This is a genomic window from Mesobacillus sp. S13 (assembly GCF_020422885.1).
GTDB classification, from domain to species: domain Bacteria; phylum Bacillota; class Bacilli; order Bacillales; family Cytobacillaceae; genus Mesobacillus; species Mesobacillus selenatarsenatis_A.
The window spans coordinates 3,609,347-3,634,342 of the sequence record NZ_CP084622.1 but is presented as its reverse complement, the minus strand read 5'-3'; the positions used below and the strand labels follow the sequence as shown (position 1 = coordinate 3,634,342).

Here is a 24,996-nt window from a genome sequence, read left to right as displayed (position 1 = left end):
AAGAGTATTATATAATTTTTGTTCGGGAAAAGTCAAGGGTATATAAAAAATTCAATTCTATACTATCTAGCTTTCTTTGCAAAAAAGTTTGTCTTTTATATCATACGAATTTACTAGGTCTATGGTATAATGAATAGTAATTGTTTTATTTTTCAAATATTTGGATATTACCTTGCCACGTGATAAATCATGTTCGTTTTATTCAGGCTGCTGCCTGTCAAAACAGCTACTTACAAATCGCTTTTAAGTGATTTTAAAACAGGTGATATATATGGAAGAATTATTAGAACGGGAAATTATATTGGAACTGAAAAGCAAATTTTTCGATTTGATCAGCACTGGCAGCTTCTCTTTTTCTTCCTCCGAGGTTCTCTCGAAAATGATGGCTATTTTAAAAGAACTTCTGAAAGCACATGAGGTCGACTTTTACAGCTGCCAGGAATGGAATCAAGGAATGTTCTTGGAGGCTACAAGCCGTCTATCGACTGATGACGGGGTTTTGGAAAATTTTCCTCACTGCCTTGTGAATGAATTTGCAGCTAAACCGTATACCTTCATTAAATATCCGGAATCCATGCCCCAGCATGAATTGCTGCTCGTTTTGAAGGATAATGAAAAACCAAAGGGCTTGTTTGGCTTCCAAATGAACAGTGATATCCTAAACCGATTGTCAGACCGCTTCCTCAATAAGCTATCATTTGAATGCAATGTGTTCATTCAGAAAGTGCGTAGCCTGGCGGAAACATTAGAGGAAGAAAAACGGTATAAGCAATTATTCAGGGTAACGAAGAAATTCCATTCAACCATGGATATGGATGCCGTGCTGGGTGAAATCATTTCAACCCTTAGGGACGTATATCCATCCTTTACTTATTACCTGCTGTTGTCCCATGACCATAAGGGGTACGATGGATTACCGGTCAGAGACCTTGAATACGACAGCGATAACCTGACTGCTATGCAATCCTATGTAAGCGGACAGATTCAGTTCGAGGATTCTGTCATCGAAAAAAATTCTATCATGTACGCACCTTTAAAAGGAAAACAGGGTGTTTATGGTGTTTTGCAAGTCATTGCTCCTAACTCACAGGTTTTCCCGCAAAACGAAGTAGAGTTTATCAAGCTGCTCGCCAATACTGCAGGGAGTGCGCTTGAAAATGCCAAGCTTTATGAGCAATCCAGGAAATTGATTGCCGATTTGCAGCTGATCAATGAAACTTCCCATCAGTTGAATACAAGTTTGCGGTTGACAGATACGATGAAATTTATCTGCGGACAAATCATTAAGTCCTTTAATGCCCAGGAAGTCGGATTCATTATGCTTGACGAAGAGCATGATGACTACTCGGTCCTCCAAGGAAGCACCAGCTTTTTCTTTTCGAAGGATGCGTCCAACTATATTTTAAGGGTCGCCAAACGGGTCAGGCAGGATATGGAGCCGCTGTTCCTCGGAGATATCTCAGCTGATCGCGAAGACTCTCCCCTGCACTTCCACTCGATCATGGGTGTGCCGATGATCCAAAGCGGAGAATTAAAAGGATTTGCGCTTGTCATGCATGAAGAGCCTTATCACTTTGCGTTTGATACATTCAAGCTGCTTCAGTCTCTTATCCATCATTCCACTCTGGCTTTCACAAATTCAATGCTTCGGGAAGAGCTGGAGAAAATGGTCGTGACCGATCATTTGACGAAGCTATATTCTCGTGGATATTTGGATGAAAAGATGAATCTTTCCATGCTGGAAGACCAGCAGGGAACCTTTATATTAATTGATATTGATAATTTTAAAAGTGTCAATGATCAGTATGGCCATCAGATTGGAGACGAAGTACTCATTCAGCTGGCTCGACAGATTGTCAATAATATCCGCGGAACAGACATTGGTGCGAGATGGGGAGGAGAGGAGCTGGCGATTTACTTGCCAGGAGCCCCGCTTGAGACCGGTGTGAGGATTGCGAATAGGCTGGTTGATAAAGTTGAGAAGAATACAAATCCGAATGTCACGGTTTCATGCGGTGTATCCACATGGATCAGGGGACAGGAGGACACAACCAAGACTGTGTTCAAAAGGGCAGACCAGGCTTTATACGTTGCAAAAGGATCAGGTAAAAATAAAGTAGTCGTCCAGAATGAAGACAATTTAGACTTTAGTGGCACTCAGGAATGAGTGCTTTTTTCTTTTAGCAGACCACAGGACTTTTTGTCAAGGTGTGAGAGAAATTACTTTCAATAAAGGGGTAAATGTCATATCCTGATTATGGGGGTATTTTGTAAGCGTTTACAGAACTTATAGGAGGAATCATAATGGGAGAGAAGAGATTCGAAACAGAAGTAATCCATTCCGGATATAAATCGGACGAATTCAGGGGTAGTCTTGCGCCTCCATTATTTCAAACTAGTACGTTCACTTTCGAAACTGCTGAACAGGGTGAAAGGCGCTTTGCAGGAGAAGAGGAAGGATTCATCTATTCACGTCTGGGCAATCCTACAGTGGCGATGCTTGAAGAAAGAATGGCTACGATTGAAAAAGGGGAAAAAGCCCTTGCGTTCGCATCAGGGATGGCTGCTGTCTCTGCGATACTAGTAGCACTCACACGGACGGGCGACCATATTCTTTGTTCGCAGGGAGTGTATGGTTGTACGTTCGGACTTCTGCAGCTCATGAAAGAAAAATATGAGATCAACCACGATTTCTCGATGATGTCGACGAGAGAAGAAGTATTGGCTGCCATTACCCCAGAGACAAGAGTCATCTATATCGAGACACCGATTAACCCAACAATGAGACTTGTAGACTTGGAAATGGTAGCGGATGTAGCGAGGGAAAAAGGGATTCCGGTAGTTGTTGATAACACATTCAGCTCGCCTTATCTGCAGAATCCTCTTGAGCTTGGATGTGATTTTGTCATTCACAGCGCAACGAAGTATATTTGCGGACATGGTGATGTCATAGCAGGTTTAGCTGTCGGACCAAAGGAAATCATGCAAAAAATCGCTATGACGACCCAAAAGGACATTGGCGGCGTCATCTCTCCTTTTGATGCATGGTTATTGCTTCGCGGCCTGAAAACATTGCCAGTAAGGATGGACCGTCATTGTGACAATGCTGAAAAGTTGGCAGAATATCTTTCTGGCCATCCAGCGGTTGAAGAAGTCATTTTCCCTGGCGATCCCAAGCATCCTGATTATGCCATCGCCAAAAAGCAAATGCGCAAGCCGGGAGGCCTTATTTCCTTCAATATCAAGGGAGGCCAAAAGGAAGCACAGGCCTTCATCAACAAGCTGAAACTGATTAAAATTGCGGTTAGCCTTGGGGATGCAGAAACATTGATCCAGCACCCAGCGACCATGACTCATGCGGTAGTGCCGCAAGAAGCAAGAGAAAAAATGGGGATCAAAGACAATATGCTCAGGCTTTCAGTCGGATTGGAAGCATGGCAGGATATCAGAGATGATCTGGAGGCAGCATTCGAGGCTGTCAGGAAAGAAAGTACCATGGAATCAGGATCAATTTAATTTCTTAACAAAACCCTCCCGGAAGACGGGAGGGTTTCTCTATGATCTATGCAAAAAACTAGTTTATATATTGTAAGAGAACTTTAACGTATTCCTCGAGTTTTTGCTGATCCAGCTCATCAAAGCGGTTTTTTTCCGGTGAATCAATATCAAGGACGCCGATGACTTGTCCGTCTTTAATCATTGGAACGACGATTTCTGATTGTGAAGCGGCATCACATGCGATGTGCCCAGGGAAGGCATGGACATCTTCAACTCTCAATGTTTCCTGTTTCGAAGCAGCTGTTCCGCAAACTCCTCTGCCGAGCGGGATTCTTACGCAGGCTGGAAGGCCCTGGAATGGTCCTAGGACAAGCTCTCCATCCTCCATCAGATAAAAGCCGACCCAGTTGACGCGATCGAGAAATTGGTTCAATAAAGCCGAAGCGTTGCTGAAATTCGCAATCGCATTTTTTTCATCCTCTAGCAGAGCTTTAAGCTGCTTGATCAATAAATCGTAATTTTTTTCACGGCTGTCGCTGTATGTTTCGACTTTAAACACAGTTTTTCCCCCTCATTCATGAAGTTTTAATCTACATTGTATCAAAAATCGGCGAAACAATGGAGACTTTGTCGAGCTTTTTATAAAGGAAATTTAAATCATTTCCAGAAAGGTAAACAGTAAGGTTAATTGCGGAAAGTGAGGGGCGGAGAAATGAGAAAAAATTCAAAAGCTGCGATTATTGATGCGGCCATCTACTTATTCAATACGAAGGGGTTCAATGGGACATCAGTAAGGGATATTGCAGCAAAGGCAGACGTGAATGCAGCGAATATCTCATATTACTTCCGGAATAAGAATGGACTCCTCGAAAAATGTTTCACCGTTTTTTTCGAAAGCTATCTTGAAGAATTGGAAAAAGGGTTTTCACTGCTGGAATGCGGTGCGGAGTTTTCCCTGAATGCAATGGCAGACAATGTTTTGAGATACCAATGCCAGAACACCCAATTGACAAGATTCATTTTAAGGGAGATGACGATTGATTCCCAGATTGTCAGGGAAATTATGTCCACCTACCACGTTAAAGAACGCTATATGTTTAAAAAAGTGCTTGAAACAGGGATGGAGAACGGAGAATTCAAGAAGCATTCCATCCAGTTCAGCATTTTACAGTTAAAAGGGCTGTTGTCGATGCCGTTCTTGAACACCCATTATGTGACAGAGGTTCTGCACGTGCAGCCACATGAAAAATACTTTGCTGATAAGTATAGCCATGAGGTCTCCCAATGGATCAAGGGAACCCTTTGTACAGGGCATCAAGTTCAGGGGAAAATGCTGATCAACATATAGGAAACCGGTATTACGCCGGCTTCCTTATTTTTTTGTCTCCATCCTATCAAGTCCCTGTCCCAATTCCTTCGCCTGGTGCGCATCCGATCCGTACACAAGCCTGATCCCTAGCTTTTTAGCCTCTCTGATTACCCAATCTGGCGGATATGGCTCACGGCATAACGGTTTTGCCGTACCCGCTCCGTTATAATCCAGCTCATAGCCATGCTTCGCAACGGTTTCCAGGATTTCAATAATTTCATCAGTACATTCCTGTGCGACTGGATATTTTAAGCGAAATTTATTCGCGAGGGTTAAATGTCCGATACGTTTTGGTTTATATGGACCCAAATCAGTACGAATGGATTTCAATACGGTTTGATAGTAGTGTTGATGGATATTTTCTGCAGATCCGTATTCTTTCACCATTTCCCCAAATTTGTCCGGACTGTAATCAAGGCAATCGTATTTTCCAGCAGGATTTTTCAAAAAATGGACCGATAAAACGGCATCATCTAGCCTTGGTCCGAATTCGTTGAGGAAATTGGCCGTTTGAATCTCGTATCCTTCGATAAAATCAATCTCAAAACCAGTATTGATTTTTATTTTCCCGCTGTATCTTCCCTTTGCTTTTTCGATACTTTGAAAGTATGATTCCAAATCCTCATACCGCATTGCGCTGTCCTTCATCGGTGTAGGGTCTATGAATCCTTCTGGCAAAGGGGCATGCTCGGCGAAGGTAATTTCCGTGTAGCCAAGCTGCAATGCTCTCTGTATATAGTCATCTAATGAATCTTTTGTGCCATGAGGGCAAAAAGACGTGTGGACGTGGCCATCTTTCATGACTCCAGGCCTCCTATCGTGAGATATTAAGCAAGATTTCAAGTTAAATCGGCTTAATTCGGATAATTTCAACAAAAAATATGAATTTAATAGTCAAAAATTGTCGTTTACATGGTAATATAAATACATTATACACGCATTTATCCATTCATTTTATATAGAAGGATTCAGAACTTGGAATTTGTGAGGCCAGGGGGATAACAATGGAGTACATAATTGGCGGAATTATTTTATTACTAATACTTTTTTTAATCGGATACTTTATGAAACGAAAGTATTACAGTGAGGTCGACCGGTACGAATCCTGGAAAATCGATATCATGAACCGGCCGGTACTGGATGAGATGTCAAAGGTAAAACAGCTGAACATGACGGGCCAGACAGAGGAGCTTTTCGAACGCTGGCGCCAGGAGTGGGATGAACTTGTGACATCCAAGCTGCCGGGCATCGAGGATTATCTGTTCGACGCGGAAGAATATATCGATAAATACAGGTTCAAAAAGGCGAAGGAATCTCTGGCAGTCATTGACCGCAAGCTGACGGAAACGGAAGATAAGATCAAAAAGATCCTCGGTGAACTGAATGAGCTTGTCGGAAGTGAAGAAAAGAACCGCGAAGAAATCGATGGCCTGAAGGAACAATACAGAGAAAACAAGAAAAATCTTCTTTCACATCGCCACAGCTTCGGAAGCGCAGAGGCGAGTCTAGAAGAGATGCTGGAAAACATCCAGGCTAAATTCCTTGATTTTGATGAGAAAACGGAAAACGGCAACTACCTTGAAGCAAGGGAAACGGTGCTATCCATCCAGGCAATGCTTGAAGAAGTATCCAGGAAAATGGAGTACATTCCAGCGCTGTTGCATGATTGCCAATCGGCCATCCCAACCCAGGTCAGCGAGCTAAAAGATGGAGTCAGAGAAATGACTGCGCAAGGCTATGTTCTTGACCATCTGAACGCTACTCAAGAAGTTGAGGCAATCAATAAAGAATTGACGGATTGTATGGCCTCTCTGGAAAAAGGCGATGTCGAAATTGCTGAACAGGGTATTCAGGGGTTAAAGGAACGTGTTGAGAAGCTATTCGACCTCCTTGAAGAGGAAGTAATGGCTAAGCAATATATTACGCAGACTGAGCATGAGGCGAAGGAAATCCTGGTAAAAGCGATAACAGAAAGCAAGACGCTCAAAGAAGAGACAAAGCATATCCAGGAGAGCTATCACCTTAATGATAAAGAACTCTCGGCACAGACAAACGTCGAGCAGCAGCTCAAAGGCCTTCTAAAGCGGTTTGAGCTGATCGACCACAGAATCACTGAAAATGATACAGCGCAAAGCTTGATCAAACAGGAGCTTGAAGAAGCGAAAGAGCAGCTTGATCAACTAGTCGAAGAGCAAAAAGTATTGATGGAAAAGTTGAGTGCCCTCAGGAAGGATGAAATACTGGCCAGGGAAAAGGTAAGGGATCTGTCGAAAAAGATTTCAGAACTGATCCGCACCGTTTCCAAAAGCAATATGCCTGGTTTGTCTCAGGACTACAAATACCTTCTTGAAGATGCCAATGAAAGCATTAAACAAGTCAATGAAAAGCTTGAGGAAAAACCGCTTGATATTCCTGTTCTCCAGCAGTACCTTGAAATTTCTGTGCTGACAGTTGATAAGCTGGAAGCGGCGACTGAAGAAATCGTCGAGACCGTTATGCTGGCCGAGCGGGTCATCCAATATGGAAACAGGTATCGAAGCCGCTATCCTTCGGTTGACCGCGGGCTACGAGAAGCAGAAGAGCATTTCCGCAATTACGATTATCGTGATGCACTTGAACAGGCGGCCACTGCGATTGAGGAAGTGGATCCTGGTGCTCTGAAAAGAATTGAGCAAATGTTATCTGAAAAAGAGTAATGTAAAACATGGGTCTCCGAAATGGAGACCTGTTTTTTTGGCAGATAGGTGACTCAGGGCATACTACAAAATATCATTAATGATTTTTCATTGATTATTTCTTATGATAAGATTTTTAGTTAGCATGAACGACAGGGGGATATGATGATTTATTTAGACAACAGTGCCACAACCAAACCCTATAAAGAAGTATTGGATTCATTTTTAAAGGTATCAGAGGAATTTTTCGGCAATCCTTCCTCTCTTCATAAAATCGGCGGCCAGGCAGAAAAGCTGCTTCAACAAGCACGTTCCCAGGTGGCAAAGCTCCTGAATGTAAAAGAAACGGAAATCCTGTTCACATCTGGAGGAACAGAAAGCAATAATCTTGCCATAAAAGGGATCGCTTTGGCTCACAGGGAAAGAGGCAGGCATATCATTACGAGCGGGATTGAGCATGCTTCAATCCACAATGCCATGGTGCAGCTTGAATCGCTAGGCTATGAAATAACCTATGTAAAACCGGATGCTAATGGCTTCATCAGCACGGATATGATAGAGAAAGAAATGCGTGATGATACCATCCTGGTGTCCGTGATCCATGTTAATAATGAAGTCGGCACGATTCAGCCAGTAAAGGAAATTGGAAAACTTCTTAAAAATTATCCTAAAGCGTTTTTCCATGTTGACTATGTTCAGGGAGTAGGGAAGGTGCCGTTAAACTTTTATGAAGCCGGGATCCACATGGCTACCATTTCGGGCCATAAATTCCACGGACTTAAAGGGACTGGTGCATTGTTCATCAAAGAAGGTGTTACTTTGTCTCCATTATTCTCCGGCGGGAATCAGGAATGGAAGCAGCGCAGCGGAACAGAAAATGTAGCAGGAATGGTTGCGATGGCTAAGGCACTGAGGATGACGCTTGAACAGAGAAAAGAAAAGCTGAATCAAATGGCAGCAGCTATGGAAAGATTAAGAAATGGCATCAGCCAAATAAAGGAATTAACCATTCACACTCCAAAAGAAAATCAAGCACCCCATATCCTGAATTTTTCAATTAAAGGATTGAAGGCGGAAACTTTCGTGCATGCGCTGGAAGGAAAAAATATATATGTATCGACCACCAGTGCTTGCTCATCCAAAAAGAAGGCTGCGAGCAAAACATTGCTGGCAATGGGAGTTCCTCAGGACGAAGCGGAAAGCGCGATCAGGGTCAGCCTGACATTCAGCAATACAGTAGAAGAAGCAGAAATAGCCGCAAAGGCAATTGCAGATACAGTAAAACATTTAAGCGAGGTAGTAAAGAAATGATGTATGACCGCATTTTGGTTCGGTATGGAGAAATATCGACTAAGGGAAGAAACAGGAATAAATTCATCGACCGTCTAAGAAAAAATATCAAAAGGGCATTAAGCGACTATCCGGATGCTACCATCAAGGCAGAGCGTGATCGCATGTTCATCCTTCTGAATGGTGAAGATAGCGATGGGGTTGGAGAGAAGCTGAAAGGAATCTTCGGAATCCAATCCTTCAGCCCGGCAATGAAAGTCGAGAAAGATCTCGAAAAAATGAAAGATGCAGCGCTAGAGCTTTTCAGGAAAATCCATGAGCCTGGCCAGACCTTTAAAATAACCGCTAAACGTTCCGACAAGACCTTTGAGTTGGATACGAATGGAATCAATTCAGAATTTGGCGGCCATATTTTAAGAAAGGTGGAAGGTCTGAAAGTAGATGTACGGAAGCCTGATATAAATCTCCAGATAGAGATCAGGAAAGAAGCTGCCTATATTTCTGCCGAAACGATCAAGGGTGCCGGGGGGCTTCCTGCTGCATCGGGTGGAAAAGGAATGCTAATGCTATCAGGCGGGATTGACAGCCCTGTTGCTGGCTATCTGACGATGAAAAGAGGACTCGAAGTGGAAGGTGTCCATTTTTTCAGTCCGCCTTTTACAAGCGAACGCGCCAAGCAGAAGGTAATCGACCTCTCTGAAAAGCTTGCCGAGGTTAATGGCCATTTTGCGCTTCATATTGTGCCATTCACAGAAATCCAGCAGGCCATCCATAAGCAAATTCCGGAAAACTATACGATGACAACGACAAGAAGGCTGATGCTGCGCATAACAGATGCCATCAGGGAGAAGCAGGGCGGCCTTGCGATTATCACCGGTGAAAGCCTGGGGCAGGTGGCCAGCCAGACGCTAGAAAGCATGTATGCCATCAATGAAGTAACAACAACGCCAGTCATTCGCCCATTGATAACAATGGACAAGCTGGAGATCATGGACATTGCCCATGAAATCGATACCCATGATATTTCCATCCGTCCATATGAGGATTGCTGTACCGTTTTTGTTCCTTCATCTCCCAAAACAAAGCCGAAACTGGATAAGGTCCAAAACTATGAGAGCTTTTTCGACTTTGAGGAAATGATCCAGAAGGCGGTCGAAGGAACAGAAAGGATCATTCTCAAACCGGCTTCCGAGCGTGAAGATGATTCCATGGATGATCTATTTTAAAAATGAAAAATTTGTGAACAATTACCAATTAAAGTTTTGAATTAAGCCATGTGTTTCTACACATTCTATACTCACAAGGAGGTGAAACACATGGCAAACAACAACAGCTCAAATCAACTTCTAGTACCTGGAGTATCACAAGCTCTTGATCAAATGAAGTACGAAATCGCTTCTGAATTTGGTGTACAGCTAGGCGGAGAAACTACTTCTCGCGCTAACGGTTCTGTAGGAGGAGAGATCACTAAGCGTTTGGTTCAAATGGCTGAACAACAACTTGGTGGCGGATTCTCTCGCTAATTAACAAATGAATAATATGGCTACAAGGAGCGGGGCAGATGCCCTGCTCTTTTTTTATGCAGCAGAAAAATATTATATTAAAAAAGTGTTATCATATAATTTTAAATTTTTAAATAATTTTGTATAATAGGAAGTGGGGATAGACAGGCTTAGCAGCCTAAAAAATTTATGAGGGGGAAGAGTATGAATAGAGAACAATTGATTGCGCCGCAACAGTATAATCTTGTGTCTGAAATGGAGCGTTACGCTCAGGATCCGGAAAGAAAAGCGATCATCTGGGAAAATGAGGCGGGCAGTACAAAAGAGATTACATACCAGGAACTTCTAAATAATGCGAATAAGATTGGAAACGTTTTCTTGAAGCATGGCTTGCAGCAGGGAGATGTCGTACTCATCGTTGTGCCAAGATTGATTGAGGCCTACCAGGTGTACATTGCATCGTTGAAAATGGGGTTGGTCGTCATTCCTAGTTCGGAAATGTTAAGAACGAAGGATTTCCAATATCGAATTAACCATGGTGATGTAAAAGCGATTGTCAGCTATGCTCCTTTTACAAAAGAATTCGCTGGAATCGAAGAAGCTGATAATCTGCCGAAGTTCGTGATTGGAGACGAAAAAGAAGGTTGGATCCATCTTGATGAAGAAATGAAATCGGCATCAGAGGAGCTTCAGCTCGCAGATACACAGCGTGATGATATGGCCTTCCTCAGCTATACTTCCGGCACGACTGGCAATCCAAAAGGAGTCGTCCATACGCACGGATGGGCATATGCGCATCTTCGCACAGCGGCGACAAACTGGCTTGGAATCGAAGATGGGGACACTGTCTGGGCCACTGCAGGTCCTGGCTGGCAAAAATGGATCTGGAGCCCATTTTTATCCGTTATGGGTACAGGGGCTACCGGCCTGGTTTACCAGGGAAAATTCGAGCCGCAAAAATACTTGTCACTTTTACAAAAATATAATGTGAATGTCCTTTGTTGTACACCGACGGAATACCGTCTGATGGCGAAGGTGGAAAACTTAAGTGATTATAATCTCCCAGGCCTGCACAGTGCTGTTTCTGCGGGAGAACCGTTAAATCGTGAAGTAATCGATACATTTAAAAAGCATTTCAATGTTGAGGTGCGCGATGGATATGGACAGACGGAAAACACTCTGCTTGTCGGTGTAACAAAAGGAATGGAATTAAGGCCGGGATCCATGGGCAAGCCGACACCAGGGAACACTGTCGAGATAATCAATGAAAATGGAGAGCCTTGTGCTCCTGGCGAAGTAGGAGATATCGCTGTCCATGTTGATACGCCGGCATTGTTCAAGAACTATTACAAAGATCCAGAGCGGACAGCCATGCAGTTCCGTGGGGATTATTACGTAACGGGAGACAAAGCCAGCAAAGATGAAGAAGGCTACTTCTGGTTTGAGGGACGCGGCGATGACATCATCATCAGCTCTGGTTATACGATCGGGCCTTTCGAAGTCGAGGATGCACTTGTCAAACATCCTTATGTAAAAGAATGTGCTGTCGTCGCATCACCGGACGAAATCCGCGGACATATCGTCAAGGCCTTTGTTGTCCTGCGTGACGGCGTCAGTCCTGATCAGGAGAATCTAGTGGCTGAACTGCAGCAGCATGTGAAGGATTTGACAGCACCATATAAGTACCCAAGGAAGATCGAGTTCCTGGAAGAACTCCCTAAAACCACTTCCGGTAAAATTCGCCGCATCGAATTACGCAAGAAGGAATTGGAAGGCGCAAAATAAATAGTAAAAACAAAAGGCAGGCCATTGTGTCTGCCTTTTGTTTTTAATTATGCGAAAATCAAAGAATGCGTTGAAGAAGAAAACTTGGGTATATTTTAAAATAGAAAGGGTGATCATCTATGGAAATCGAAATAAGGGACGCTGCATTGGAAGAGCTAAGTAAGGTTCAATTCGGCGAAAGTGAAGGAATCAGAATTCTGGCAGAATTTGTTGGGACATGTTCGATCGCAACAGACATCCAGCTGCAAGTAGAAGAGAAGCAGCCTGAAGATGAAGTCATCACAGAAAGCGGCATTCACTTCTTCGTGCCGAAAAAATCTCTGGAATCACTGCCTAATAAAATATACCTGGATTACAAACCAGGATTCGGCTATAAAATTTCCTCTGCTGAAGAGACATTTGGTTATAACTTCAAACTTAAACCACGACAAGAGAAATAACCCTGGGTGGGTTATTTTTTTTGCACCATTACATATTCAAAAAAAGTGACAACCATCGCCTAAAGGGAGGCGTAAAAAGACGCAGCGTCGAAAGAAAGCGAAATCCATAGTGCTTATGGAGACACCAAAAAGCGTAGATCAGAAAAAAACGCCACCCATAGCGCTTATGGAGACGCGAAGAGACGGAGGGCCCGAAAAAAGCGTCATCCATCCACCTTATGGAGACACCAAAAGGCGCTGAATCAAAAAGATGCGTCATCCATTGGGATTATGGGGACACCAAAAGGCGCCGGACGAGAAGAAAGCGCCATCCAGCGCGCTTATGGAGACACAAAAAGACGCAGGACCGAAAAAAAGCGCTACCCAATCGTCGCAACAGAGGACGAGTAAAAGCCAGATCTGCATAATTTGTCTGTTATTGGTCGTAAAAAAAGATTGTCAGTCTGTAACTTCCACCTTTATAATGGATATTATTTCGAGTCTAGAAAGATTAGGAGGCTGTCCCGATGGATAAAAGGACTGAACAACAAGCTGGAGTACTGTACGCAGCTTTTTCGTATATATTATGGGGTATCCTTCCTGTTTATTGGAAGCTATTGCATCATGTAAATGCCGATGAAATTTTAGCAAACCGTGTATTTTGGTCTTTTTTCTTCATCGCTGGCATTTTAGTCATTAACAAGAAATGGGGACTTTTCACAGGGACATTGCGCGGACTGGCCCAGAACAAAAAGCAATTAGCTGCCCTTTCTGTGGCATCCATGCTAATCAGCATTAACTGGTTCATGTATATCTGGGCTGTCAATACAGATCAGATGATTCAAGCAAGCCTAGGTTATTATATCAATCCGCTGGTAAGCGTACTGCTGGGAATAATTTTCTTGAAGGAACGTCTTTCCTTACTTCAATATCTATCATTTGCGCTGGCGGCTATCGGTGTGTTGGTGATGACGGTTTCTTATGGCCAATTCCCGTGGATTGCACTATCACTCGCCATTTCATTTGGCCTTTATGGATTGGCAAAGAAATTGATCAAGGTAGATTCTGCTGTCGGCCTCGCGCTCGAAACACTGGTCGTCATGCCGCTTGCAGCGATCTACATTGGCTACCTTATGATTAAGGGGACGAACTCACTGTTTGCTGGTTCATTATCGACTACCTTGCTGCTGGCTGGTGCAGGAGCGGCAACGGCGGTTCCTTTGCTGTTTTTCGCAAAAGGTGCTCAAAGGATCCCATTGGCAACACTAGGAATACTGCAATATATCGCACCAACTTTGACACTCATCCTAGGTGTATTCGTCTATCACGAAACATTCTCGGCAGTCCATCTGCTGGCCTTTACCTTTATCTGGTCTGCTTTGATCCTCTATTCCTTATCAAGGACAAAGATGGCCGCAGCACTGTCAGTCAAGTGGAAAAAAGAAAAAGGTTTGCCTATGTAAAAGAAGAGAGCTGCGGGATTTCCGTGGCTCTTCCTTTTTGAACAAATAGGAAAAATGTGTAAAAACAAGTTAGGTTCTATAAAACAGATTTGTTAGCTGAAAGGGAGTGGTGAAATGAAGGAAAATATAAGGTTTGCTTGGATTGCAACTTGGTTTGCACTTGTTGGACAGCTTGTATTTTTCCTTGGGTCTCCATATTCACAGGTGAATGGAGATATGTAATATAGAGCTTTATGGTGAGTTTATTAGCAGGAATTCCTAGCTTGGTCAATACCTGGCAGGCGCAGAAAAGAATCAATCTTAGTAAACTTGATCAATAGTATTGTTGATAGTTAACCAGTCCCATATCAAAAAGCCCAGAGATCACTCTGAGCTTTTTTTTGCCTTAAAAACCTTCGTTTTAAAGGAATGTCCTCTTCACTTTTTCCCAGAAGGAGTTGTCCTTAAGTTTGACTGTCTTGATTATTTTATTGCTCAGCTTGACGTCGAATTTCTCGACATGCTGGATGCTTAGTGCTTCATTATCCATTCCCATGATTGGATAATCATTGCCGTCCTGGGCAACCTTGAAGGTAAGCTTCCGGTCACCGCTAAGGATGAATGAAGAGCCAAGCGTACGGAAGTCATTATTGTTCACTGAAGCAAGCTCGCTCACCTGCATGCAAGGAAGCAGCGGGTCGACCACTGCGCCGTTGACCGATTTATTGTAAGCTGTGCTTCCTGTAGGGGTTGCTACGATCATGCCGTCACCACGGAAGGTTTCAAAATGCTTGTCATCAATATAGACATCCATTACAAAAGCCTTGATGATCGCTGAACGGACGCTGAACTCATTCAGGCAGCCAAATGTTGTATCTCCATCGATTGTGACCTCGATTGTCGGGTAGCGCCTGACCTCGATTTGTGAATTTGTGATAGCTTCGATCATTTTATCTGTATCTTCTAGATGGAAATCGCAGTACATATTCAAGGAACCGGTGACCGAAATGCCGGCATACAGGCAATCATCGCGGAAGCCTGTTTTTCTGACAGCCTGCAGGAATGTACCGTCATCCCCAACGCTGACGATGATATTAGCGTTACGGTGATCATTTATGATATTGAAATTATACTGTTGTGCCAGTTTATAGAGGGGTTCAACTTTTTCCAGCATGCTTGTGTCTGGCGTATGGTGAAAATAAATATTGCGGCGATCTGGCATTATCAATTCCTCCAAACATTACTTTTTTCTTCCATATTTTTACCCACTTTTAAAAACTTTTGCTAAAATAAATGTTATTGACATCAGTTTATCATTTTTTCATAAGGTTTTGAAAGTAAAGAGAAATTCATAAGGGGGCTTCAAGATGAATGGTAAAAGGTGGGCGGCTTTAGGAATAGCCGTCGGATTATTCATTGCATCAACAGTTATTAATTTTCTGTCGACATTCGCTTTCAGTGACGCAGAAAATGCATTTACAGATATGTTTGCAGTATCGGAAGAGATGTTTGCGGAAGAAATTATCGAAGAAGGTGACATGCTGAGCAAAATAGCCGTATTGTCTATCAATGGAGTGATCCAGGATACAGGAGATGCTGAATCATTTTTCGAAAGTCCGCTCTATAACCATCAAGCATTCATGGAGCAACTTGATTATGTAAAAGAAAGTGACGATGTTAAGGCGATTATCCTTCAAGTGAACTCGCCAGGTGGCGGCGTCGTGGAAAGTGCGCAAATCCATGACAAGATCAAGGAAATCCAAAAGGAAACGAAAAAACCGGTTTATGTGTCAATGGGGTCTATGGCCGCGTCTGGTGGTTATTATGTGTCTGCCCCTGCGGATAAAATCTTTGCAAGCCCTGAGACGCTTACCGGGTCGCTGGGTGTCATCATGCAGGGAGTGAACTATGCTGGCCTTGCGGAAAAGTATGGAGTTGAATTCACGACAATCAAAAGCGGGCCATACAAGGATATCATGAGCCCATCAAGACCGATGACTGATGATGAACGACAAATCCTCCAATCAATGATTGACAACTCTTATGAGGGCTTTGTTAAAGTCATTTCGGAAGGGCGCGGTTTGTCTGTTGAACGTGTCAAGGAAATTGCGGATGGCCGAATTTATGATGGACGTCAGGCAAAGCAGCTGAAACTGATTGATGGATTTGGTTACCTTGAGGATGTCATCGACAGTGTCAGGAAGGATCAAAAACTTGGGGACGCTACTGTCGTCAAATACACAGAAAGCATGGGCTTTGGTTCGTTTTTCAGCATGAGCGCACAAAAAATCATGGGGAAAGACGCAGAAATGGCAGGATTAATGAAGATATTGTCCCAGCCTAATTCACCACGCCTCATGTACTTATATGCGGAATAAGGAGGGGAAGAAATGAATTCGGATGATTTTAAAGATCGGGAAAATGAATCCTCTCAAGCAAAAAATGGAATCGAAAGCATGGATAGTTCCCCAACCTCTGATAACAGATCGGATCTTCAAATGGGAACCGACACACCATTAGAACAGTCTGAAACTAGCAAGTTACAAGATCGGGGCGAGCTCGACCCTGACGCTTATGTACGAGCGAAAGGTCAGGACAATCCAGAAGCTGATGTTTATGGAACTGGAAAGAGTGAACCCTTGAACCATTTATATTCCGGTCTCTATGCCGGGTTTTGGACGCGTTTTTGGGCCTATCTGCTTGACTTGGTGGTAATCGGAAGCATCAACCGGATGATCATCAATCCGGTGTTCCGGGCGCTGGATGTATCGTTGATCGAAGACAGTGTTTTTTCACCCGTGGCCATTGCCACTGCAGTCGTCTTCTATTTGTATTTTGTGTTAATGACAAAGTTCCTCGGTCAGACGCTCGGAAAAATGGTCTTTGGCTTGAAAGTAGTCGAGCTGGATGGCAAAGGGCTATCTTGGGGAACTGTTATTTTCCGTGAATGGATTGGCCGTTTCATTTCAGCGACCATCATGGTTTTGTATGTGGTCGTTGCTTTTACAAAAAAGAAACAGGGACTGCATGACCTGTTCGCCGATACAACCGTCATATATGAACCACGTTAAAATGGACCTGCTGCGGCAGGTTTATTTTTTTGCCTTTTTGTTGATAATAATAAGCTGAAAGGTTGTGGAGATGATGAAATGGGTGCTGCTTTCCATACTGCTTCTCACGGTGCTTGTACTTATAATTCTTTTTACTAAAGTTAAGATTTTTTTAGATTATTTCCATGGCAATGATAATGATCATTTTAAACTGACAATTAAAGCTTGGGGCGGATTGATCAAGTTCAAGATCGAAGTACCGGTCATAAAAATCGATGATGATTCTCCTACAATCGTGGCCGAGCAAAAAATTAAATCGGGGCCCGATGAAAATATGAAACAACAAAAAACCACTCAGGTTGATAAAAATGATTTACTCAGCAGCCTTCATGATTTCAAGCAGCTGATCACCCATATTGCCGGATTCCATAAAATCATCCGGAATTTTTTAAAAAAGGTGACGATCAGGGATATAGAATGGCATACGATGGTGGGTGTATCGGATGCAGCGGCTACAGCCGTTTTAACGGGTGCCTTTTGGGCAGTCAAAGGCGGACTGATAGGGGTATTAAGCAACTATATGAAAATGAAAAATATGCCAGTGATGAAGATTACACCAAGCTTCCAGCAAACCGTCTCAATTACTAGCTTTAAATGTATGATACAAGTCAGAGTCGGGCATGCTATTTTAGCAGGAATAAAGCTGGTTAAATATTGGAAAGGCGGCTGGCCCGAATTTAAATCAAAGCCATTATCCGCTCTTTCCGGTGAAAATACTAATTCTGTCTAAAATAAGGAGGAAACAGGAATGTCCGACCATCCAATTCAAGGATTAATGACAACTGCCATGGAAAGCTTGAAAGAAATGATTGATGTCAACACAATCATTGGGGACCCTGTAGAAACACCGGATGGAAGTGTAATCCTGACAGTTTCTAAGGTGGGTTTCGGTTTCGCAGCTGGTGGAAGTGAGTTCGTGTTGGAAAGCTCGAAGGGAGGTTCCGGAGGTTCAGGTGGCTCAGGTGGGTCTGGTGGACAATCCGGAGGAGCGCAGCACCCATTCGGAGGAGGTAGCGGGGGCGGCGTGTCAATCACCCCAATTGCTTTCTTGATTGTCAACTCCAAGGGTGTAAAAATGCTTCATCTTGATGAAAATACACATTTGTATGAGAAGATTCTAGACCTTGCCCCTCAGGCAGTGGAAAAAATCCAGCAAATGTTGTCTAAGAAGGATCAGAACAGCCAGGATAGCAGCCAGAACAAGGATCAAAAGCAAAATGACTATAATGGACCGAAGACGGATCTTGATATTTAGGACGATGCTGCCTTTTCACCTTGAAGAGGCAGTTTGCTTGTGTCAGAGACTGGCAGGGTCGATGCAATTATGGACTTTGTTTTAAAATAATTGCAAAAAAATTCTTTAAAAGATATATTAACACTGTACATATAATGGACAAGGAGGATGAGCAGGTATGGCATCTGTTACATTTAAGGGGAACCCAGTTACATTGCTAGGAAATGAAGTAAAGGTAGGAGACCAGGCACCAGATTTCAAAGTGCTTGCAAACGATCTTTCTGAAGTAACTCTTCAAGATTCAAAAGGACAAGTACGTTTAATCAGCGTTGTTCCTTCACTAGACACAGGAGTTTGTGATGCACAGACTCGCCGTTTCAATGAAGAAACTGCCAACCTTGGCAACGTGAAAATCCTGACAGTCAGCGTGGACCTTCCTTTCGCGCAAAAGCGCTGGTGTGGAGCTGCTGGAATCGATAAAGTCCAAACACTATCAGACCACCGCGAGCTTTCTTTCGGAGAAGCTTACGGAGTAGCAATCAAAGAACTTCGCCTGCTAGCTCGCGCAGTATTTGTTGTTGACTCAAACGACAAAGTCACATACGTTGAGTATGTAAGCGAAGCAACAGACCACCCTAACTACGAAGCAGCAATCGAAGCTGCAAAGCAAGCGAACTAAACACAACTTAGAGAACAAGCCGCAGAAAATACTGCGGCTTGTTTTACTTTGAGGATCATTCCTATCGGACAAAGAGAGTGCGAAGAACAATGAAAGTGTCCGATAGGAAGGCTCTATCGGACAAACAGAGTGCGGATAACAGTAAAAGTGTCCGATAGCAAGGTTCTATCGGACAAACAGAGTGCGGATAACAGTGAAAGTGTCCGATAGCAAGGTTCTATCGGACAAACAGAGTGCGAAGAACAATGAAAGTGTCCGATAGCAAGGCTCTATGGGACAAACAGAGTGCGGAGAACAGTGAAAGTGTCCGATAGCAAGGCTCTATCGGACAAACAGAGTGCGAAGAACAGTGAAAGTGTCCGATAGCAGGGCTCTATCGGACAAACAGAGTGCGAAGAACAATGAAAGTGTCCGATAGAATCCCAGCAATAGTTTAGGTACCTGTATCCAGTGCAGATCCTTTCCAGCCATATGCCTTGTACACAAAGCAAAACAGGGCTAAAATATATAAATATCCATTGAAATCAGGAGGAAGAAAAGTGAGTGTAACTCCGGTCGAACAATTATTTACTGCGTTCAATACGAGTGCGGATATTTTAAAAGAAGAGTTGTCATGTACATATTTGGAGGCGCTGGCCGAAAGCGGCGAGAACATGTTCCAGGGTACAGTGCTCCAGGATGAATTGAATGAAGTGGCCAAAAAGCGCCTTGAAAAAGTATACAAAGAAATCAACCTTGATTCCTTTAGCAAAGAAGAAATCAGGAAGGGCTTCCAGCTTGCAATCTTGAAGGGCATGAAGGAGCATGTGCAGCCGAATCATCAGATGACACCTGATTCTGTCGGCATGTTCATCGGCTACCTGGTCAATAAGTTTGTCGACAAGAAGTCATTCAGGCTGCTTGATCCTGCAGTCGGAACCGGTAACCTGCTGGCTACGGTTTTGAACCAGCAGACAGACAAAGAAATTGACTCAATCGGTGTCGAGATTGATGACCTGCTGATCCGGCTGGCCTTCGTCAATGCCAATTTACAAAAGCATCCGGTAGAATTTTTCAATCAGGACAGTCTTGAACCACTATTTGTCGATCCAGCAGATGCCGTCATTTGCGATCTTCCAGTCGGTTACTACCCTAATGATCTTCGCGCGGAGCAATATGAGGTAAAAGCAAAAGAAGGCCATACGTATTCTCATCATATGTTCATCGAGCAAAGTACGAATCATGTAAAAGAAGGCGGCTACTTGTTTTTCATGATTCCAAACGGTCTTTTTGAGAGCGAACAAGCCCCAATGCTTCATGAATTCATTAAAAACCATCTGATTGTCCAGGGAGTATTGCAGCTTCCAGCGTCTTTGTTTAAAAATAAGCAGGCATCTAAAAGCATTCTTATTCTTCAAAAGAATGGTGAAGAAGTGAAGCCGCCAAAACAGGCACTCCTTGCCGAACTTCCAAAGCTTTCGGACGGAGCAGCCGTTAACAGGATGCTGAATAAAATCGACCAATGGTTTACCGACAATAAGTCTAGCCATAACTAGGACCGGATCTTTTCCGGTTCTTTTCATTTTTTCGGGTATATAAACCATGTCAATATTTTTTTCTAATCCTTAGAAGTATCTGAATAAAAACTCATTTTCCTTTTGGAAAAGCTTTGCTTGAAATGTGAAAAAGACAGTGTTTAAATGGGAAAATGAGAGATATAATTGCGGCCAGTGGCACACAATAAATGTGTACTATTTTACTGTAATTTTAATCAGGTTGTTATATAAAAGGAGCGGTACAGAATGTCTAAAATCATTGCAATCAATGCCGGGAGTTCGTCACTTAAGTTCCAATTGTTCGAAATGCCTAGCGAAGAAGTCATCACCAAAGGGATCGTTGAAAGGATCGGTCTGAAGGATTCCATTTTCACCATCTCTGTTAATGGCGAAAAGAACAAGGAAGTTAATGATATCCCGAATCATGATGTTGCGGTAAAAATCCTTCTTGATAAATTAACGTCTTTGGGAATTATTCAGTCTCTTGATGAAATCGAAGGAATCGGCCACCGTGTTGTTCACGGGGGTGAGGAGTTCAGTGATTCTGTATTGATCACAGAAGAGGTTCTACAAAAGATTGAAGAGCTATCAGAGCTTGCGCCACTGCACAACCCAGCTAACTTGACTGGTATCCGTGCATTCCAGCAAGTACTTCCGAATGTCCCTGCGGTTGCTGTGTTCGATACAGCTTTCCATCAGACAATGCCTGAGAATTCTTTCTTGTACAGCCTTCCATACAATTATTATAAAGAGTATGGAATCCGTAAGTACGGCTTCCATGGTACTTCACACAAATATGTTTCCCAGCGTGCAGCGGAAATGTTAGGCCGTCCGGTTGAGCACCTTCGCTTGATTTCCTGCCACCTTGGAAACGGTGCAAGTATCGCAGCAATCGAAGGCGGTAAGTCAATCGATACATCAATGGGCTTCACCCCGCTTGCAGGCGTGACGATGGGGACTCGTTCAGGTAACATCGACCCAGCTTTGATTCCATATATCATGGAAAAAACAGATAAATCTGCGGATGAAGTATTGGATGTCCTTAATAAAGAAAGCGGTATGCTTGGCGTATCCGGTTTTTCAAGTGACCTACGTGATATCGAAGACGAAGCAGAAAAAGGAAATGAACGTGCTGAGCTTGCATTGAAAGTTTTCGCAGACAGAATCCATAAATACATCGGTTCTTATGCAGCACGCATGTGCGGTGTTGACGCAATCATCTTTACGGCAGGTATTGGTGAAAATAGTTCCGCAATCCGTGCCCGTGTCCTTCAGGGCCTTGAGTTCATGGGAATCTACTGGGATCCAGCATTGAACAAAGTGCGCGGTGAAGAAGCTTTCATCAGCTACCCACACTCTCCAGTAAAAGTAATGGTCATCCCGACAGATGAGGAAGTCATGATCGCACGTGACGTCGTTCGTTTGTCAAAATAAATCATGATTCCAGGCAGAAGCGAATAGGCTTCTGCCTTTTTTATGATTGGTCGGTAGTTTTGGTTTGTTATTACTGAACTTGCTGCTCTGGGCTGACCGAGGCGCTTCCGCTTTTCTTGTGCTATACTGGAAGAAAATTCAGATATGCTGGAGGTTTTTCGATGCCTTTGACTCAACGGGAACAAAAGGTGCTGGATGAATTAAGTGCTTGGGAAAACAATCTCTATGACTATGAACCGAATGACTTTGAATTGGCGTATGACCGATACCTTGAACGATCTTTTTCGCTATTGCCAGAAGAGGTGCAGGACCGCTTTTTCACTTTGTTCGACAGCTGGCTTTTCCATCTACACTCCTTAATTCAGGGATCACAGCTGCAGATGGATGCCAAAGAACGCATTTTATCTGCTGGGCGTGTTTTTCAGCCGAACCTCGAAACGATTGAGGATTTAAGGGAGCTGCCTATTGAACAGCTTGAGTTCATTGCCAGGCAGCAAATCGCCAGACACAGGCTCTATTCCTTTGTCCAGGGCGGCATGTCGGGAAGCGGTGGAAATCTTGTGCTTGGGGCAGATATGCCGGCGATGGCCGTGATAAATCTGAGGATTGTCCAGCTGGTTGCCATGACATATGGATTCGAAGTGAATACACCATTCGAAATGATGGTCGCTTTGAAGGTTTTCCATACGGCAACAATGCCTTCCAGGATGCAGAGTGCGGGCTGGGAAGAACTGAAGAATGACATCGTACAGGCAGAAGACTTTTATTTCTACGAAGGCAATGATGACCTGACAGACGTGACTTGGCTTGAACAGCCAATCAAACAGATTTTCAAAGGAATGGCGATTCTGATGTTCCGCAAAAAGCATGTCCAGGGCATGCCTTTGATCAGCATGGGGATCGGCGCGGGAGCGAATTATCAATTGACGAGAAGAGTTACGGATTTCGCCCATAAATTTTATCAGATGAGATATTTTAAAGAAAAAGGAGCTCTATAGGCTTATGAGTACACAGGAACACAAGAAGGCTGCACCGAGCCAGGTGCGCTGTAAAGTCATAACCGTAAGCGACACAAGAACACCCGAAACAGATAAAAGCGGCAAGTTAATGATGGAAATGCTTGAGGCTGCAGGTCATAAGATCGTCGATTACGTCATTGTCAAAGACGAGGCAGAACCGATTAAATCCGAAGTCTTGAAAGGCTGCAGCAATCCTGAAGTGGATGTAGTCTTGACAAATGGCGGAACGGGGATTGCCAAACGAGACGTAACGATCGAAACAGTCCAGGGCATCTTCGAAAAAGAAATACCAGGATTCGGTGAGATTTTCCGCATGCTCAGCTACACTGAAGATATAGGGTCGGCTGCTCTGCTATCGCGTGCCGCAGCCGGAGTCGTGAATGACCGGGCCGTCTTCTCAACACCAGGTTCAACAGGTGCCGTTCGCCTGGCAATGGAAAAGTTGATTATACCCGAAATCGGACATGTGGTGAGAGAACTGACGAAGGATTTATAGATGAAATACGCGGATGGAATCTTTTACAGATTCCATCTTTTTTTGTTTTTTAAAAGGAATTGGGGTTGATTGCTTGAATAACTATAGGGAGTTTCCAGAGAAAAGGAAGCTGCTCTTTTAATAGCAGCTTCAGGTTCTGACAGGTTTAAGGGAGAATCAAGAAAAGCTGTCAAAAGAAGAGCCAACTTAAGACAGGTTAGAGAGAAAAACGAGAAAAGCTGTCAAAAGAAGAGCCAACTTAAGACAGGTTTGAGAGGAAAAGGGGAAAAGCTGTCAAAAGAAGAGGCAACTTATGACAGGTTTAAGAGAAAAACGAGAAAAGCTGTCAAAAGAAGAGCCAACTTAAGACAGGTTTAAGGAAGAAACAAGAAAAGCTGTCAAAAAGCAAGGGGGAAGCCTAAAAAATGTTCGAGTATAGAGAAATTAATAGAGAAGAAGAGGTATTGAACCAAGTAGCGGACTTATACCAGCAAGTATGGGAGCAAGAAGATAGTTCCATTAGAGGTCGAGTGATGAGGCATGCAGGATATGATGGTTATAAAGGTTTTGTGGCTATTTCTGAGCAAGGGGAAGTGGCCGGTTACGCTTATGGTTACTTCTCTCAACCGGGTCAGTATTACCACGGATTAATGGAGAAGGCGTTCACTCCTGAAGAGTATCAAAATTGGTTAACGGATTGCTTTGAATTCGTTGAATTAGGAGTGCATCCAACATTTAGGAATCAAGGGCTGGCAAAACAATTGGTAACTGTGCTGGTAGATGGTGCAGAACATCAGACAGCAGTTTTAACCACTCAACGCAATAATGCTTCTGCCCGCAGTCTATATGAAAATCTGGGGTGGTCTGTTTTAAATGATGCCTTTTATCCAAATGGTGACCAAGAATCTTATGTCATTATGGGTAAAAAACTTCAAAAGGAGTATACATGAGGTTATTAATCACGATTTTTTTAATATTTATTGGAAGTGTTATGGTTGCCTTAACCATTGATCAACTCAGTCCATTCGGGAACGGTTTCCTGAGATTATCAGGGGCTGCTTTGATAATAGGCTCCGTATTTTCTTTTAATAAGAGGAAAAACAAAAAATAGCCTGGAGCAGCTCCGGGCTATTTTTTATGCAAATGAAAGTATTATCGATGCATTTTCTCGGAGGAAATGTCCTGCTGGGTGCGATACCAGAGCCAGAGGTCATTGATAATGGACGCGAGCTCGGCGATTTCACTGTTCAGTTGGCAGGAACGGATGAAGTCGCTTTCATCGGAAAGCTGCGCTTGCTTCAGGTTGATTGTTTTTTCAAGCTCTGCGATCCGGTCGGGAATGCTGCCGCGAATTTTTTCCCAGTGGAGGAGAATGCTGTGTCTTGTATCCAGGTCATACTCTTCCCAGTTTGCTTTTAGGTCTGGCAGGGGAATGCCCAGTCGGCTGTTAAAAAGAAAGAATCGTTCCATTTCTGATGGTGCCCCCATTCCGGTAATCTTGCTTACATTCTACTATACTTTTAAGCCTTC

Annotated in this window: 24 protein-coding genes; 20 read left to right on the top strand and 4 right to left on the bottom strand. The window is 43.4% G+C overall.

The window, feature by feature from the left end:
* The first annotated feature begins 271 nt into the window (after positions 1–271).
* Together LGO15_RS18565 and megL are read left to right on the top strand one after the other, a co-directional pair.
* The gene (locus LGO15_RS18565) at positions 272–2,167 is read left to right on the top strand and encodes a sensor domain-containing diguanylate cyclase (RefSeq protein WP_226085500.1); all 1,896 of its coding nucleotides are present in this window, start codon (positions 272–274) and stop codon (positions 2,165–2,167) included.
* A gap of 137 nt (positions 2,168–2,304) precedes the next feature.
* Positions 2,305–3,516 (top strand): methionine gamma-lyase, encoded by a 1,212-nt coding sequence (gene megL, locus LGO15_RS18560; RefSeq protein WP_226085499.1) that lies wholly within the window; start codon positions 2,305–2,307, stop codon positions 3,514–3,516.
* 58 nt (positions 3,517–3,574) lie between these two features.
* Here the strand turns inward: megL and LGO15_RS18555 are convergent, their stop codons facing one another.
* A complete protein-coding gene (locus tag LGO15_RS18555) occupies positions 3,575–4,057 on the bottom strand; it encodes a GAF domain-containing protein (RefSeq protein WP_226085498.1) in 483 nt (160 codons plus the stop codon).
* Between the two features lie 153 nt (positions 4,058–4,210).
* Here LGO15_RS18555 and refZ point away from each other — a divergent pair, with 153 nt between their 5' ends.
* On the top strand, positions 4,211–4,846 hold the full coding sequence (gene refZ / locus LGO15_RS18550; protein WP_167834623.1) for a forespore capture DNA-binding protein RefZ: 636 nt from the start codon (positions 4,211–4,213) through the stop codon (positions 4,844–4,846).
* Between the two features lie 24 nt (positions 4,847–4,870).
* Here the strand turns inward: refZ and hisJ are convergent, their stop codons facing one another.
* Positions 4,871–5,668, bottom strand: coding sequence for a histidinol-phosphatase HisJ (gene hisJ, locus LGO15_RS18545; protein ID WP_226085497.1), 798 nt, complete (start codon positions 5,666–5,668; stop codon positions 4,871–4,873).
* A gap of 203 nt (positions 5,669–5,871) precedes the next feature.
* Here hisJ and ezrA point away from each other — a divergent pair, with 203 nt between their 5' ends.
* From ezrA to rarD, 7 genes are all read left to right on the top strand, one after another.
* A complete protein-coding gene (ezrA, locus tag LGO15_RS18540) occupies positions 5,872–7,563 on the top strand; it encodes a septation ring formation regulator EzrA (RefSeq protein ID WP_167834625.1) in 1,692 nt (563 codons plus the stop codon).
* A 144-nt stretch (positions 7,564–7,707) separates the two neighbouring features.
* A complete protein-coding gene (locus LGO15_RS18535) occupies positions 7,708–8,853 on the top strand; it encodes a cysteine desulfurase family protein (RefSeq protein ID WP_226087930.1) in 1,146 nt (381 codons plus the stop codon).
* Positions 8,850–10,058 carry a tRNA uracil 4-sulfurtransferase ThiI gene (thiI, locus tag LGO15_RS18530; RefSeq protein ID WP_226085496.1) on the top strand — a complete coding sequence of 403 codons (1,209 nt, stop codon included), beginning with the start codon at positions 8,850–8,852 and terminating at the stop codon, positions 10,056–10,058. The genes LGO15_RS18535 and thiI overlap by 4 nt, the downstream gene beginning before the upstream one ends.
* 90 nt (positions 10,059–10,148) lie before the next feature.
* A complete protein-coding gene (locus LGO15_RS18525; protein WP_023626976.1) occupies positions 10,149–10,355 on the top strand; it encodes an alpha/beta-type small acid-soluble spore protein in 207 nt (68 codons plus the stop codon).
* Between the two features lie 183 nt (positions 10,356–10,538).
* Positions 10,539–12,119, top strand: coding sequence for an acyl-CoA synthetase MbcS (gene mbcS / locus LGO15_RS18520; RefSeq protein ID WP_226085495.1), 1,581 nt, complete (start codon positions 10,539–10,541; stop codon positions 12,117–12,119).
* Positions 12,120–12,238: 119 nt separating this feature from the next.
* A complete protein-coding gene (locus tag LGO15_RS18515) occupies positions 12,239–12,559 on the top strand; it encodes an iron-sulfur cluster biosynthesis family protein (RefSeq protein WP_167834628.1) in 321 nt (106 codons plus the stop codon).
* A 506-nt stretch (positions 12,560–13,065) separates the two neighbouring features.
* Positions 13,066–14,001, top strand: a complete 936-nt coding sequence (gene rarD, locus LGO15_RS18510) for an EamA family transporter RarD (protein ID WP_226085494.1) — start codon at positions 13,066–13,068, stop codon at positions 13,999–14,001.
* Between the two features lie 400 nt (positions 14,002–14,401).
* Here the strand turns inward: rarD and LGO15_RS18505 are convergent, their stop codons facing one another.
* Positions 14,402–15,202, bottom strand: coding sequence for an NAD kinase (locus LGO15_RS18505; protein ID WP_167832678.1), 801 nt, complete (start codon positions 15,200–15,202; stop codon positions 14,402–14,404).
* Between the two features lie 145 nt (positions 15,203–15,347).
* Here LGO15_RS18505 and sppA point away from each other — a divergent pair, with 145 nt between their 5' ends.
* The 10 genes from sppA (at position 15,348) to LGO15_RS18455 (ending at position 24,416) form a co-directional block, all read left to right on the top strand.
* Positions 15,348–16,358, top strand: a complete 1,011-nt coding sequence (gene sppA / locus LGO15_RS18500) for a signal peptide peptidase SppA (protein WP_167832679.1) — start codon at positions 15,348–15,350, stop codon at positions 16,356–16,358.
* Positions 16,359–16,478: 120 nt separating this feature from the next.
* The gene (locus tag LGO15_RS18495) at positions 16,479–17,051 is read left to right on the top strand and encodes an RDD family protein (RefSeq protein ID WP_413231411.1); all 573 of its coding nucleotides are present in this window, start codon (positions 16,479–16,481) and stop codon (positions 17,049–17,051) included.
* Between the two features lie 70 nt (positions 17,052–17,121).
* The gene (locus LGO15_RS18490) at positions 17,122–17,820 is read left to right on the top strand and encodes a DUF2953 domain-containing protein (protein WP_318999795.1); all 699 of its coding nucleotides are present in this window, start codon (positions 17,122–17,124) and stop codon (positions 17,818–17,820) included.
* An 18-nt stretch (positions 17,821–17,838) separates the two neighbouring features.
* Positions 17,839–18,345 (top strand): GerW family sporulation protein, encoded by a 507-nt coding sequence (ytfJ, locus tag LGO15_RS18485; RefSeq protein WP_167832680.1) that lies wholly within the window; start codon positions 17,839–17,841, stop codon positions 18,343–18,345.
* A gap of 157 nt (positions 18,346–18,502) precedes the next feature.
* Positions 18,503–19,003, top strand: coding sequence for a thiol peroxidase (gene tpx, locus LGO15_RS18480; RefSeq protein ID WP_167832681.1), 501 nt, complete (start codon positions 18,503–18,505; stop codon positions 19,001–19,003).
* Positions 19,004–19,542: 539 nt separating this feature from the next.
* Positions 19,543–20,538 carry a class I SAM-dependent methyltransferase gene (locus LGO15_RS18475; protein WP_226085493.1) on the top strand — a complete coding sequence of 332 codons (996 nt, stop codon included), beginning with the start codon at positions 19,543–19,545 and terminating at the stop codon, positions 20,536–20,538.
* A gap of 246 nt (positions 20,539–20,784) precedes the next feature.
* Complete coding sequence (locus tag LGO15_RS18470) at positions 20,785–21,972, top strand: acetate kinase (RefSeq protein ID WP_167832683.1); 1,188 nt, start codon at positions 20,785–20,787, stop codon at positions 21,970–21,972.
* Positions 21,973–22,133: 161 nt separating this feature from the next.
* Positions 22,134–22,970 (top strand): EcsC family protein, encoded by an 837-nt coding sequence (locus tag LGO15_RS18465; RefSeq protein WP_226085492.1) that lies wholly within the window; start codon positions 22,134–22,136, stop codon positions 22,968–22,970.
* Positions 22,971–22,974: 4 nt separating this feature from the next.
* Positions 22,975–23,487: a MogA/MoaB family molybdenum cofactor biosynthesis protein gene (locus tag LGO15_RS18460; RefSeq protein ID WP_226085491.1), complete on the top strand. Its 513-nt coding sequence runs from the start codon at positions 22,975–22,977 to the stop codon at positions 23,485–23,487.
* A gap of 404 nt (positions 23,488–23,891) precedes the next feature.
* Positions 23,892–24,416, top strand: coding sequence for a GNAT family N-acetyltransferase (locus LGO15_RS18455; RefSeq protein ID WP_226085490.1), 525 nt, complete (start codon positions 23,892–23,894; stop codon positions 24,414–24,416).
* A 202-nt stretch (positions 24,417–24,618) separates the two neighbouring features.
* Here the strand turns inward: LGO15_RS18455 and LGO15_RS18450 are convergent, their stop codons facing one another.
* On the bottom strand, positions 24,619–24,936 hold the full coding sequence (locus LGO15_RS18450; RefSeq protein WP_167832687.1) for a hypothetical protein: 318 nt from the start codon (positions 24,934–24,936) through the stop codon (positions 24,619–24,621).
* Positions 24,937–24,996: the final 60 nt, after the last annotated feature.